General features: G+C 48.7%; 12 protein-coding genes and 1 tRNA gene. 4 read left to right on the top strand and 9 right to left on the bottom strand.

Translation table 11 applies throughout. The features are described 5' to 3' along the window. Positions 1-44: 44 nt before the first annotated feature. The 8 genes from BLQ79_RS01820 to BLQ79_RS01785 all read right to left on the bottom strand — a co-directional run bounded on the left by BLQ79_RS01820 (position 45) and on the right by BLQ79_RS01785 (position 8,339). Entirely contained in the window at positions 45-527 is a 483-nt protein-coding gene (locus BLQ79_RS01820; protein WP_091363227.1) for a hypothetical protein, read from the bottom strand. Between the two features lie 5 nt (positions 528-532). Then, positions 533-1,174: a ribosome biogenesis GTP-binding protein YihA/YsxC gene (gene yihA / locus BLQ79_RS01815; RefSeq protein ID WP_091363225.1), complete on the bottom strand. Its 642-nt coding sequence runs from the start codon at positions 1,172-1,174 to the stop codon at positions 533-535. Between the two features lie 85 nt (positions 1,175-1,259). Beyond that, positions 1,260-3,584, bottom strand: coding sequence for an endopeptidase La (gene lon, locus BLQ79_RS01810; protein WP_091363223.1), 2,325 nt, complete (start codon positions 3,582-3,584; stop codon positions 1,260-1,262). A gap of 147 nt (positions 3,585-3,731) precedes the next feature. Further along, entirely contained in the window at positions 3,732-5,039 is a 1,308-nt protein-coding gene (gene clpX / locus BLQ79_RS01805) for an ATP-dependent Clp protease ATP-binding subunit ClpX (protein WP_327020061.1), read from the bottom strand. 11 nt (positions 5,040-5,050) lie between these two features. Further along, on the bottom strand, positions 5,051-5,653 hold the full coding sequence (clpP, locus tag BLQ79_RS01800; protein WP_091363221.1) for an ATP-dependent Clp endopeptidase proteolytic subunit ClpP: 603 nt from the start codon (positions 5,651-5,653) through the stop codon (positions 5,051-5,053). A 144-nt stretch (positions 5,654-5,797) separates the two neighbouring features. Further along, positions 5,798-7,135 (bottom strand): trigger factor, encoded by a 1,338-nt coding sequence (gene tig, locus BLQ79_RS01795; RefSeq protein ID WP_091363219.1) that lies wholly within the window; start codon positions 7,133-7,135, stop codon positions 5,798-5,800. 154 nt (positions 7,136-7,289) lie between these two features. Further along, positions 7,290-8,165 (bottom strand): YitT family protein, encoded by an 876-nt coding sequence (locus BLQ79_RS01790; protein WP_091363217.1) that lies wholly within the window; start codon positions 8,163-8,165, stop codon positions 7,290-7,292. 84 nt (positions 8,166-8,249) lie between these two features. After that, a tRNA-Ser gene (locus BLQ79_RS01785) sits at positions 8,250-8,339 on the bottom strand. 221 nt (positions 8,340-8,560) lie between these two features. On the opposite strand from BLQ79_RS01785, the gene BLQ79_RS01780 reads away from it, so the two are divergent. Then, positions 8,561-9,502, top strand: a complete 942-nt coding sequence (locus tag BLQ79_RS01780; RefSeq protein ID WP_091363215.1) for an AAA family ATPase — start codon at positions 8,561-8,563, stop codon at positions 9,500-9,502. Positions 9,503-9,516: 14 nt separating this feature from the next. Here the strand turns inward: BLQ79_RS01780 and BLQ79_RS08230 are convergent, their stop codons facing one another. Next, the gene (locus BLQ79_RS08230; protein ID WP_159427814.1) at positions 9,517-9,813 is read right to left on the bottom strand and encodes a hypothetical protein; all 297 of its coding nucleotides are present in this window, start codon (positions 9,811-9,813) and stop codon (positions 9,517-9,519) included. A 58-nt stretch (positions 9,814-9,871) separates the two neighbouring features. On the opposite strand from BLQ79_RS08230, the gene BLQ79_RS08225 reads away from it, so the two are divergent. The 3 genes from BLQ79_RS08225 (at position 9,872) to BLQ79_RS01765 (ending at position 13,961) form a co-directional block, all read left to right on the top strand. Then, entirely contained in the window at positions 9,872-10,522 is a 651-nt protein-coding gene (locus BLQ79_RS08225) for a DUF58 domain-containing protein (protein ID WP_159427813.1), read from the top strand. Next, positions 10,515-12,836: a transglutaminase-like domain-containing protein gene (locus tag BLQ79_RS01770; RefSeq protein ID WP_091363210.1), complete on the top strand. Its 2,322-nt coding sequence runs from the start codon at positions 10,515-10,517 to the stop codon at positions 12,834-12,836. Before BLQ79_RS08225 ends, BLQ79_RS01770 begins: the two co-directional genes overlap by 8 nt. Positions 12,837-13,010: 174 nt before the next feature. Continuing rightward, positions 13,011-13,961 carry an AEC family transporter gene (locus BLQ79_RS01765; RefSeq protein WP_091363207.1) on the top strand — a complete coding sequence of 317 codons (951 nt, stop codon included), beginning with the start codon at positions 13,011-13,013 and terminating at the stop codon, positions 13,959-13,961. The last annotated feature ends 11 nt before the right edge of the window (positions 13,962-13,972 follow it).

Raw genomic sequence — 13,972 nt, 5'->3', positions numbered from 1 at the left:
TGGTCTGACGCACTTTGTCAGACACATCATCTGATGTCTGCAGGTCATTCCACCGTTTCCTGTCCCTGTACACTGGTATTTCCAGATAGGTGCCAGGTCACCTGGGTTCGAAGACGTGCATCCGCCCCCTCCCCTTTGATTTCACGGAGTCTTGCATCTCCGTGAATTTCCAGTACTGGGTCCTGTCTGGGTTTGTCCTCTTTGTATCCTCTCGCTTCCAGCTCCCGGGCATATTCTTTTTTCAGCCGCTGCAGTGCCTCTTTATCTTTAGAAGATAAATCCTTACCGTCCTTCAGCGCGCTCTGCAACACCCCGGCCAGTTCATATCTGCTTATTTTCCGGCCACTGTCAAAAAAGGAAGCGGAATAGCCCGGAATCTTTCCCTGTCCGCACATATCCCTGAGCGTCTGATACGCATAAGAGTCAGGCTGCACATCTTCAAAGCTGTTGGGCGCGAATACATTATAGGCACTTACCGGAAACGAGCATAAGAGGAGTCCGGCAAGTAAAAGTTCCCATCGTTTCATAGTTATCACCTGCATACAATGGATTCAATAATATGGAGCACCTCACCCTTTCCGGTCCCCTTGAGGGAGGAATAAATGACCGGTGGATACACTGACGGATAATTGGAAGCCAGTTTCCGGCGGTTCTGCTGCTTTTCACTGGCCTTCAGCTTATCTCCCTTGGTCCCTATGACCAGTACAGGTACTCCGGAAGTACCAAGCCACGCATAGGCTTTTTCATCAATATCCAGATCGGGATGGCGGGAATCAATGAGCAGACAGATCAGTGCCAGTTCCGGTGAATTCATGATGTAATCATCTATAAAGGATGACCAGTCTTCTGCATTCTTTCCACTGGTTTTAGCAAATCCATATCCCGGCAGATCCACCAGGAACCATGACTGTCTTTCTTCTGTCCCGTCTACGGTTCTACGTGATTGCACATCATAATAATTGATTGTTCGTGTTTTCCCCGGTTCCCGGCTTACATGGGCCAGCTTTCTATTGCCGCAAAGGGAATTGGTCAGTGATGATTTCCCTACATTGGAACGGCCTATAAAGGCAATTTCCATTTTTCCTTCCTGTGCGAACTGTTTCCAGTTTACGGAAGACCCATAATATACCGCGGAAAATATATGAAATTTCTCTATATTCTTAATTTCTCCCATCCTTATCGCCTCCTTAATAAAATAATTCTTCTGCAAAAAAGCGGTGAAAGACTATGGAATTGTCTTCACCGCTTCTGGTTATTTATTACATCAGTGCATGTTTCAGCACATCATCCGCATTCTTAACGAATACAAAATGCACTCTCTTCTTTACATCGTCCGGTACTTCTTCCAGATCCTTGCGATTCTTTTCCGGAAGGAGAACCTGTTTGATTCCAAGCTGGTCAGCAGCCAGTACCTTTTCCTTCACACCACCGATAGGGAGTACTTCTCCCAGCAGGTTGATTTCCCCGGTCATAGCGGTGTCACTACGCACCTTGCGTCCCGTAACGGCAGACGCAATAGCTGTGGCAATCGTTACACCGGCAGAAGGTCCATCCTTAGGTACAGCGCCTTCCGGGAAATGAAGATGCAGGTCCAGCTTTTCCCAGAAATCCTCTTTCAGCTTCAGATCAGAGGCACGACTCTTCACATAAGTATATGCGGCGGTTGCCGATTCCTTCATTACATCGCCCAGACGTCCGGTAAGAATCAGACGACCCTTCCCCGGAATGGCTACGGCTTCCGTATCCAGTACTTCGCCGCCTGCCGCAGTCCATGCCAGTCCGTTGACACGGCCCACTGCGGAAGGATGTTCTTCTGCCATCGGCATATACTTAACCGGTCCCAGATACTTCTCATAAGTGCGCGCGGAAAGTTCAGGCATGGATTCATCATGCATTACTACTTTCTTAGCGACTTTTCTGCACAGAGAGCCAATGGTTCGTTCCAGTTCACGGACACCGGCTTCCCGGGTATAGTTCCGGATTATCTTACGAAGCAGGGTGTCGCTGAATTTAATCTGACTTGCCTTCAGGCCATTCTGCTTTCTCTGTCTTGGAACAAGATATTTCTTGGCAATTTCCAGCTTTTCTCCTTCTGTATATCCGGAAAGGCTGATAACTTCCATTCTATCCAGAAGAGCGGCCGGAATAGTGGACAGTGTATTGGCTGTGGCGATAAAGAATACCTTGGACAGATCGTAAGGAATATCAATATAGTTATCGTGGAATTCCTTATTCTGTTCCGGATCCAGTGCTTCCAGAAGCGCCGATGCCGGATCGCCCCGGAAATCATTGCCTACCTTATCGATTTCATCGAGAAGAAGAAGCGGGTTAATCGTCTTTGCCTGCTGCATCGCTTCGATGAAACGTCCAGGCATGGCTCCAATGTATGTACGTCTGTGTCCGCGGATTTCTGCTTCATCGTGCACGCCGCCAAGGGAAATTCTTGCGAAATTTCTTCCCAGCGCGCGGGCAATGGACTGTGCCAGACTGGTCTTGCCCACACCAGGGGGTCCTACAAAGCATAAGATAGGACCCTTGGATTCAGGGGACAGTATACGTACGGAGAGATATTCCAGAATTCTTTCCTTAATCTTTTCCAGTCCGTAATGGTCTTCGTCAAGCATCTGCTTTGTCTTTTCCAGATCCAGATTGTCCTTGCTTTCTTCTGTCCATGGAATATCAAATACCCAGTCCAGATAATTGCGGATGATGGCTGATTCCGCCATCATAGGCGGCATAGTTTCCAGACGGGCAATCTCTTTTCTGAGCTTTGCCTTGTATTCTTTTGGAATACCGCTCTTTTCCAGCTTCTGACGATATTCTTCCGCTTCTTCTTCTTCGGAGATATTATCGCCCAGCTGGTCATGAATGCTCTTAATCTTCTGACGCAGGAAATAGTCACGCTGTTCCTTTTCCATATGGCTGCGAACCTGCGCATTGATACGGGTTTCAATCTCCCCGATTTCAATTTCCTCATTCAGCAGCTGGAAAACCTGTTTGATTCTGTCCGTTACATCAGTGTCTTCGAGGATTTTCTGCTTCTTATCGGCAGGCATCTGCATCTGGGAAGCTACGAAATCCGCAAGATGTCCCGGGTTGGTAATGTTTCTGATTTCTGTTATTGCCTTATCCGGCAGTCCCTGTTTGGTCTCATGAAGAAAATCGAAGAACCGATGCATGATATTTCTGCGATACGCTTCTTCTTCCATCGGATTTTCATGAGTTTCCTCTATATCAACAGCAGTCCCTGTGAGATGTCCTGTGTTGCGTTCTATATCGCTGACACGGACACGGGATACCCCTTTCACCAGGATACGGATAATACCGCCAGGAAGCTGAAGCATCTGTTCAATCTTAGCTACCGTGCCTATGGTGTAAAGATCTTCCGGCAGCGGCATTTCCACTTCCGGTGTCTTCTGCATCAGCATAATCAGGTAACGGTCGTTCCCTGCCGCGCTACGCACAGCGGCCACGGATTCTTTGCGGCCTACATCAAGGCTGGTCGAAACCCGCGGAAAAACCACCATATCCCGCAGGGCAACTAAAGGCAACTTCAGCCCTTCTTTATTTATCAAATCTGTCATAGTTAATCCTCCATTGTGATTATTGTACCATATGGAGAGAACGGAATTCTCTGCCTGAAAAAATATTCTGCAAAAAAGAGGAGGATTCTGAAAATCCTCCTCTTCCCCTGAAAACTTCAGAACAGATATGTTCCGTTTTTCACCTGGTTATGCATTATTTCCCGGAGCTTCTGTATCTTTTTCAGCATCCGCTGCGGCATGGGAAGCAGCCGGTTCTGCCTTTTTGCCATGTACCAGTACAGGCTGTTTTCCGCTGCTTACTACCTCTTCCGTGACAATGCACCTGGAGACGTCATGCATGCTTGGTACCTGGAACATCACATTCTGCATTATTTTTTCAATAATGGAACGCAGTCCTCTGGCACCTGTATTTCTTGCAATAGCCTTTCTGGCAATGGCTCTGACGGCAGCATCTTCAAATTCCAGTTCCACCCCGTCCATAGCCAGCAGGGACTGATACTGACGGATCAGCGCGTTCTTCGGTTCCGTAAGTACACGGACCAGCGCGTCTTCGTCCAGCTTATTCAGTGTGACTACTACAGGCAGGCGGCCAATGAATTCCGGAATCAGTCCGAAATGCAGTAAATCTTCCGGCTGAACCTGGCTGAGTACCACATCGGAATCCTTTTCTTCCTTTGTATGGATATCCGCACCAAAGCCTATGGTATTTCTGGTCATCCGTCGTTCAATAACCCGTTCCATACCATCAAACGCCCCGCCGCAGATAAACAGGATATTGGTGGTATCAATGTGAATCATTTCCTGATTCGGATGCTTTCTTCCCCCCTGCGGTGGAACATTGGCTACGGTTCCTTCCAGAATCTTAAGCAATGCCTGCTGTACCCCTTCACCGGATACATCGCGGGTAATGGATGGATTTTCAGACTTTCTGGCAATCTTGTCGATTTCATCAATGTAGACAATACCGCGCTGTGCCTTTTCAATATCGTAATCTGCCGCCTGAATAAGGCGAAGGAGGATATTTTCCACATCTTCCCCTACATAGCCGGCTTCCGTAAGGCTTGTGGCATCGGAAATGGCAAAGGGAACATCGAGAAAACGTGCCAGGGTCTGCGCAAGCAGTGTCTTACCGCTGCCTGTCGGTCCCAGCATGATGATATTGGACTTCTGAATTTCCACATCATCGTTACGGAACTGTGACATAATGCGCTTGTAATGGTTGTACACAGCCACTGACAGGGCAATCTTAGCCTCATCCTGACCGATTACATACTGATCCAGATATTTCTTGATTTCCTGTGGAACAGGAAGTTTCATGCCTTTGACAGAATCCACTTCCGCCTTACGATGTTCCTCCTTGAGAATGCTATCGCATACTTCGATGCATTCATTGCAGATATAGACACCAGGTCCGGCAATGAGACGCTCTACTTCATCGGAAGTGCGTCCGCAGAAACTGCAAATTGGCTGTGGGGTCATCTTATTATTTGCCACAATGAGCCTCCTTATTTACCGGATGTAACGATATTGTTTCTTTCCAGAATCTTATCAATCAATCCGTACTTCAACGCTGCTTCCGCAGTCATAAAATTATCGCGTTCTGTATCATGAGCAATTACATCCAGAGGCTGACCGCTGTGCTTGGACAGAATCGTGTTCAGTTCCTTGCGCAGTCTCAGGATTTCCCGGGCGTGGATTTCAATTTCCGTAGCCTGGCCCTGTACGCCGCCCAGCGGCTGGTGAATCATGATATTGGAATGCGGAAGGGCGAAACGCTTGCCCTTGGCGCCGGACGTAAGAAGTACGGCCGCCATGCTGGCACAGGAACCAATACAGATGGTGGATACATCCGGCTTGATGTACTGCATAGTATCGTAAATAGCCAGACCGGCAGTAACTACACCACCAGGGCTGTTGATGTAAAGATAAATATCCTTATCCGGATCTTCCGCTTCCAGGAACAGAAGCTGAGCCACTACAATATTGGCCACCTGATCATTAATTTCCCCATCCAGGAAAACAATGCGGTCCTTTAACAGACGGGAATAAATATCATAAGATCTTTCTCCATGTGCAGTCTGTTCTACTACAACCGGTACGTATGCCATATAATCATTCCTTTCTTATGAATTTTGATGTCTTTTCTGACATAATTTATTTTCTTTACTAGACACAGAAGGACGCACCGTCATGTGTGCGCCTTCTGTACACAGAAAATACCTTCTGCGTGGATATGAAATTAAACCGGAAAATTATTCCTTTTCAGCTTCAGCCTTTTCTTCCTTTTCAGCTGCCGGCTTTTCTTCCTTCTTAGCCTGTTCAGCCAGGAAGTTTGCTGCCTTCTTTCTGGTTACGCTATCGATGAGCATACCTACACGGTTCTGTTCACGGATAATCTTAACCACTTCGTTCGGGTCAGCATTGAACTGCTGTGCCATGGTGAATACTTCCATGCTCAGGTCCTGATCGGTTGCATGAATGTCTTCCTTGTCAGCGATGGCATTGAGTACGAGACCTTCGCGAACATTCTTTTCTGCAGTTTCTGTATAATCCTTACGCAGATCTTCTTCTGTCTTATCAATCTGCTTGAGGTACTGTTCAAAGGAATGTCCCTGGGCTTCAATATTCTGACGGATTTCATCGATCATGTCATCCAGGCGCTGATCAATCATTTCCTGCGGAATATCAACCTGCGCGTTAGCAACAGCCAGGTCTACCAGTGCCTGACGATAAGCCTGGTTTGCCTGGAAAGTTGCTCTGCCCTGCATTTCAGCCTTCATGGTTTCCATGAGGTCCTTCAGGCTGTCCTGCTTGCTGATGGACTTAGCAAATTCATCGTTGATTTCCGGCAGAACCTTCTGCTTAACATCGTTTACATGTACAGCGAATTCTGCTTCCTTGCCAGCCAGATCCTTAACGAAGTAGTTGGCCGGGAAAGTAACCTTAACTGTTACATCATCGCCAGCCTTGTGACCCTTCAGCTGATCTTCAAATCCCGGAATGAAGCTGCCGGAACCGATTTCCAGCGGATAAGCCTTGCCTTCGCCGCCTTCAAATGCTTCGCCATTTACAGTGCCCTTGAAGTCGATGATTGCGAAGTCGCCATCCTTGAGTTCAGCGCCTTCTACTACTTCCAGACGGGCATTGTTTTCAGCCAGCTGCTTGAGCTGAGCCATAACGTCGTCATCGGTTACAACTGGTTCTGCATGCTTTGCATCCAGGTTCTTGTATTCGCCAAGCTTAACTTCCGGACGCTTAACGAATGTAGCTGTAAATGTAGAGCCGTCCTTTTCAGAGAAAGATTCATCCTTAACTTCCGGCTGGGTTACCGGTACAAGCTTTTCATCCTGAAGTGCCTGTTCCAGTGCGCGGTTGAATACGATTTCCTTAGCTTCGCCTTCAATAGCTTCCTTGCCCAGATACATTTCCAGTACCTTGCGCGGTGCCTTGCCCTTGCGGAAACCCTTCAGTCTGATCTGGTTTGCGAAACGGGAAACTGCCTGTTTGTAACCTTTAACTACATCAGCAGCAGGTACTTCCACCGTTACCTTGACCTTGTGCTGGTCCAATGCTTCTACCTTTACGTTCATTTATTTACTCCTCCTTAAGCCGGTTGTTACCGACAAATGATACCTGTTTGAAACTCTTCAATACAGTAAATCGCAACATATATGATAGCATATAATGTGCAAAAGTACAATGAATATGTGTGATAATCCCTTATGCTGTCTGTATCCTCTTACTTCAGTCCGGCTGATGGGAAATGGAATGCCTCTTGGTGAATCCGCCCTGCACTTCGCTGACATCAAATATGGAAATGAATGACTGCGGATCAATGGAATGTACCACCTGCTTAAGTCCGGTCACTTCCAGACGGTTGACTACGAGATAAAGCACCTTCTTCTCATTTTTCCGGTAGCCGCCCTGCCCATATAACAGGGTCACAGAACGTCCCAGATGATTCAGTGCGTCGGATACGGCATCGCCATTATCGGTAACCACAAGGACCCCTTTGGATTCATCGAGGCCCACGCTGACCACGTCAATCATCTTGGAGCAAATGAAATAAGCCACCAGGGAATACATGGCGCTGTTCCAGCTGAAGACAAATCCGGCAGTGCCAAGGATGAAAATGTTGAAGAACATCACAATTTCACCGACAGAAAAGGAAACCTGTCTGTCCAGCCAGATGGCTACGATTTCTGTCCCATCCAGAGAACCTCCGCTGCGGATAACCAGTCCCACACCGATTCCGATAATCATACCGCCGAAAATTGTGGCCAGAAATGGATCTGTGGTAACTGGGGCCATCCCTTCAAACAGATGGCTCCAGAAGGAAAGGATGATTACCGCAAAGGTCGCGCTGAACGCCAGACTTTTACCCAGCCGCTTATAGCCCAGATAAAAGAACGGTATGTTCAACGCTACCACCCAGACGGAAAAGGAAACGCTGGTAAGTTTAGCCAGAATCAGACCAATACCAACCACGCCCCCGTCAATGATGCTGTTCGGCACCAGAAACAGATTCAGTCCCGCAGAATAAATCATCGCGCCTATAGTAAGTCCGAGGATTTTCAAAAGCAGCGACCTAAGGGAAATACTCTTTATGTGCTCAAGCATAACATCCTCCTTTTACCGGATATACCGGCTATATTACCTGTTTCAGGTAAAACAAAAAGCACCGCCTTGGCAGTGCTTTTCTCGTGGCGGAGGGAATGGGATTCGAACCCATGAACCTCGTGAGAGGTTAACGGTTTTCAAGACCGCCTCCTTAAACCACTCGGACACCCCTCCATGAGACTTTATTTATTTTATAGGATATAAAATAAACTGTCAATGTGAAATTTAACGCCTCCGGATACCGTTACTTCCTCATACGTTGTATAATGTGTAGATTAAACGATGCCATAAACAGACGTTCATGATATCGTTCTGTACTGCTCACCTATACCGGACTGCTGAATATGTATGAGTCAGTATCCGTATATTTTTACTACTTATAAGAGGCATTTTCTATGGACAATCACTCTGTTATTTCTGCCATCCTTGAAGAAACCGGCAAAGCCGTATTAGGCAAGGAAGATGTACTGAAAAAGATTTTAACCGCCATTATCGCCGGCGGCCATATCCTTATTGACGATATCCCCGGCGTAGGAAAAACCACTATCGCCATGGCGTTCTCCCATGTTCTGGGGCTGTCCTACAACCGGCTTCAGTTCACACCGGATGTGCTGCCGTCAGATATTACCGGTTTTTCCATGTATGATAAAAACACCGGATCTTTCCGTTATGTTCCCGGCGCAGCCATGACCAATTTCCTGCTGGCCGATGAAATCAACCGCGCGTCCCCTAAAACGCAGTCCGCGCTGCTGGAAGTCATGCAGGAAGGACGTATTTCCATTGATGGAAACACGCACAACGTCCCGCAGCCGTTCATTGTAATGGCTACACAGAATCCGGTAGGATCTTCTGGCACGCAGGAGCTCCCAGAATCCCAGACCGACCGTTTTATGGTCCGCCTTACCGTAGGCTATCCGCGTAAGGAAGATGAACTGCAGATTCTCAAGGGAACCCATCTCACTAAACCATCCGACCTGACTCCGGTAATCACCGCTTCTCAGTTGCTGACCATCCGCCAGGAAGCGGCCTCTGTCCATGTGGATGATTCTCTGTACGCATACATGGTGTCCATCGCCAACGCTACCAGAACCTCAGAGTCCATCACCCTTGGCATCAGTCCGCGCGGCACCATGGCGCTGGCCTCCATGACCAAAGCCCATGCCTTCCTCGCGGGGCGGGACTATGCGGTTCCGGATGACATTCTTCAGGTAGCGGCGGATACACTGCCTCATCGTATTCTTCTCTCAGGAAAAGCCCGGAGAGAGGGAGAAACCGCTTTCACGGTATTGCAATCCATTCTGCGCACGCTCCCGCTCCCCAGACTGACGGAGGCATAAATGCGCCGTACTTCTTATTGTATACTCTGCCTGGCCGGGCTGTTTCTCTTAATAATGTATGATATGCCACAGGCATTTTCTCTGGGGCTTGCCTGCATCCTGGCGCCGCTGCCGGGAATAGTCCTGGCCTGGAAGGCCCATAAAAGGATACGCTGCTCCTGGCAGATTCCCAGGGGAATCACCAGGGCCACTCCTTCGCAGTGCCAGCTGCTGATTTCCGGCCCTTCATGGTACATCCCTTCCTTTTTCATATCTACGGAGGAACTGGAATTTACCACATCTCCTTCCTCATTGCCCGCTGCCTGCACCATACCTCTCACCATTCCTCACTGCGGCCTTTTCTCCATACATAAGGGAGAAGCCTGGTATATGGATCCTTTTCATCTCTGTCGGTTCCATATGCCATTAACCGCTCTGAATGGTTTTGTCTTCCCGGCGCGTATCGGTACGGAAAGCCAGATTCTTCAGGTGTTATCCCATATTATGACTCCTGATGAAAAATATTATTATGGTGCGGTGCAGTACAAGCCAGGCGACAATCCACGGCTTATCAACTGGAAAATGACCGCCAGAACCGATGACGTATATGTCCGTGATTCTGAACCGGCCAATGGTACCGATCTGCTGATAGCCTGCTCCATCCCGCAGTCTCCTGACCAGCGGGATACCATCGGCGATACCCTGCTTTCCGCAGGTCTCGCCCTGCTTCATAATGGGAAAACATTTACTCTGCTTTTCCTTTCTTCCACAGGGCCACGGAAGGAAATCATCACTTCCGTCGATGAATTTTACACCGCTCTGGAAGAATGCATAGGCAGCGGCCTGTCGGGAAATGTGCTGGAACAGGCAGAAAAGCTTATCCCTGCCCAGTCGCCTCTGCTTTATCTCACTGGGGAAAGTCATGTCTTCATACCACCGGCACTCCATCCGGTAATCTGGTCCGCTTCCCCCTGTGACAATGCGGATATGGCCGGAAGGAACGACATTATGACCAAGCTGGGAGGTGATATTCATGCATAAGTATCTGTCACTTCTTATGCGGGAATACGTAATCTGTACGGTCGGAGCCTTCGGCACGGTAACCGCCTTCTTTTCCAGCGCGTTTCCATTAATGAGCTGGGCCTATGGCCTCGTTGCCGGTATATTCACACTTATCCTCTGTGAGCTGTACAGGGAAAAGAATACTTATTTTTCCCTGCTGCTCCCTGGACTCCTGATTGTGCTGGCCGCCTTTCTGCATCATACCGGGTTCCAGAGTCTGGTTTCTCTCTGGAACAGTATGGCCCCTGCACTGGAAAAACCCTATGCACTGGATCTGGCAGTGACGCAGTCCCCCAGGGAAATCACTTCTTCGCTGCCTGCCCTTATCTGGTGCCTGCTTATGACGTCTTCTGTTTTTTCCGGGGCTTCTCTCTCAGGATTTTTCAGGATTTTCAGTGTTCTGCTGTCCATCCCGCTCTGCCTTATGGGGTTTTATTTCGGCTCAGCGCCGGCAGGACTGGCGCTGTCAATTGCCGCGGCATACTGGCTCAGCCGGATTTTTTCCCTTCCTGGTAAAGATTCGCCAGCACAGCAGGGAGCGGTCTTTACTTCCACTCTCTTAGCCGGATGCCTTCTGTCGATTCTTGTTCCCTCATCCTATACAGAACCGGATATTCTGTCGGCGGCAGCACAGGAAATTATCACTCTTACGGATCCTTATGACCCCATCTTCCACGCCGGTACTGCCTTTTCCAGTGTAACCAGCGGAGTTAACGGAAAAAACAAACTGGGGGAAACAGACAGTGTCCATTATACCGGACAGGTTATCGCCCAGATTGCATCAGAAGACATCTCCTCCCGTCTGTACATCCGCAGTTTTACTGCCGGTAAGTACAAAGACAACCAGTGGAGCACTCTGCCAGCATCAGACTATAAAGAGATTGAACCACTCTTCACCCATAATCAGGGCGAATGGTACGATCAGGGCGCGTGGCTTATGGAAGTCATGGGCCATAGTGAGGACCTTTCCTCCGCTCTGTATGCCTATGATCCCAGAGCTGTGGATTTTAAAAATTTCCGTCGTGTATTCCGTGTAACCTCCGTCTATATCCAGACGCCATATTATTTCATTCCTTATGACCTGGATATATCCTTCAATGGATTTGTCTTTGACTGGGCTCCGCAGGGAACCGGACCTAAAGCATATAATTCCTATATCATGGATATGCCTTCCGGAGCTATGATTACTTTCCTCCGGACCAATCATTCCTCCGATCCCTACCTGCTCACTTACGAAAACGGAGAATCCGCCTACCGGCGTTTTGTATATTCTCATTATCTGGATATTCCGGAGGCGCTGCGAAGCCGTATCCGTACGCTCCTTCCTGTTCCCCACGCCAGAACCTATGAGGAAAAGAGAGCATGGTACCATACAGTAAGTCAGTTCCTGCAGAATAATTACCGCTATACGACCCATCCGGGCCGCACTGCCGCAGGGGAAGACTTTATTTCTGATTTCCTGTTTAACAAGAAGGAAGGCTACTGCACAGCCTTTGCCTCTGCCGGTGTCATGCTTCTCCGCGCCGGTGGAGTCCCGGCACGGTATGTGACCGGACTTACGGTATCTACGGATGAAGTAAACAACGCAGACATTGCCAATGGTTTCCATACCCTGGATATCAATGACCACCATGCCCACGCGTGGGCTGAAGTATATGTGGATAATATAGGCTGGCGTCCAGCTGAACTGACTCCGGGATATGATGGAGCTGCCGACCCATTCCCGGCGCCAGCCGATGAAAAGCAGTCACCGGATCAGCCTGACAAACAGTCACCGGACAATCAGTCAGGTCAGCAGAATGAGCAGCAGCAACCTCAGAACGCGGCTCCGGAAGAGCCGATTCATCCGCTGCCATCCCCTTCTGTTCTGTCCTCCTTCCTTATGCCTCTCCTTATGATTGTGGCCTTACTTACACTGGCCGCTGGTGCGTTGTTCTTTATCATCCGCCAGCGCCGGGAATTTGCCGGTAACCTCTTTGCAGAAGCGTTAAGGAACCCGTCCCAGGAATCCCTCCGCCAGCTGGTTTCCTATCTACACAGGCTTTTCCTGTGGGCCGGACTGCCTGGCGTAACCACTACGTACGAGGAATGGACTTCCCAGGTGGCCAGGGATAAACGATTCGCTTCTATCACTGAACTGACGCCTCTCCTTCTGAAGCTCCGGTACAGCGGCCAGAAGATTTCACCTGAGGACATGCGCCATGTGGTGGATATCCTTTCATCCATGCGCTCCCATTGCCTGTCTCCTCTTCGCAGAAAGGAACAATGGCTGTTTTACCTGAAAAAGCTGTAACCTCATAACCATGCCAAAAGGCTGACATTCCCCTGGTGGAATATGTCAGCCTTTTATTTTGTCCGGTACCGCTTGGTATTCTTTCGTACTCTGTATTTACCAAAGCCGGTTTCTGTACTATACTGGTAAGCATATTTAATATTTTATATTCCCTTTTTGAAAAGGAGGCATTCTGTGGCCTGTCTGTCTGTTTTTATTTACGCTTCACTTCCCATGGCTATAATGTTCCTCATTGGCTATCTGCTGGACAAGCATTTCAGCCTGGACGTACGCACATATGATATAGTGACCCGATACGCTGTCATGCCCTTATTTATCTTTCTGTCCCTGTATCGTTATATTCCATCTCATGTCACGCTTATTCCCGCGGCATTTGCCGGAATTCTCTGCCTGTCCGGCCTGCTGGGATGGCTGCTCCAGAAAATTCTCCCGGAAGAGGGAACCATCCGGGATTTTATTTCCCCATTTATGCTTTCCGATACAGAGCTTACCGGGGTCGTTTTCCTTATTCTGGTGTTTTCCCATGTACCGTATTTTACCGGTATGGGAACCCCTAAAACCTTTATTATCCCCTTCGTCTCTGTGTCGTCCCTCCTTCTTCTCACATCCATGATCATCCACAGTGTCCTGCTGGCTGGGAGACGTACCCATTCCCTTACCGAAATGATACGCGCCTTTTTCTCTGTTCCTTCTCTGTATACCGCGGTGGCTGCCGTTATTTTACGGTCCTTTAACATTCCACTGGAACACAGCTTTCTCTGGCCGGTTCTGCTGCATTATGATGGAGTTTTCGTTATTCTCACCTGCATCATGACCGGCATCTGGCTCCATAAATCCTATAGTCCGGAATTCAAATGGGCTCCCGCCCTGCTTATGCTGGTACGTTTCGTACTGATGCTTGGCATTTCCTATGCGGTTATTCATTTTTCAGGAATTTTCTCACCAGCAGAGTCTCAGGTATTATTTATCGCGGCTTCCATCCCTGCCATCATCGCGCTCACCGATCACGGCACCAGTACAGGAATCAATCCCACAGCGGCTTTCATACAGCCATCGCTTATTATCTATCTCCTGGGGTGCCCGCTGGCGGCCGTCCTGGCTCGAGTGCTTTTCCCGGTAATATAAGGAAGGTGGAT

This window comes from Dialister histaminiformans, assembly GCF_900103425.1.
GTDB classification, from domain to species: Bacteria; Bacillota; Negativicutes; order Veillonellales; family Dialisteraceae; genus Allisonella; species Allisonella histaminiformans.
Note: the sequence above shows the minus strand (reverse complement) of the source record. Positions and strands in the feature narration are given on the sequence as shown.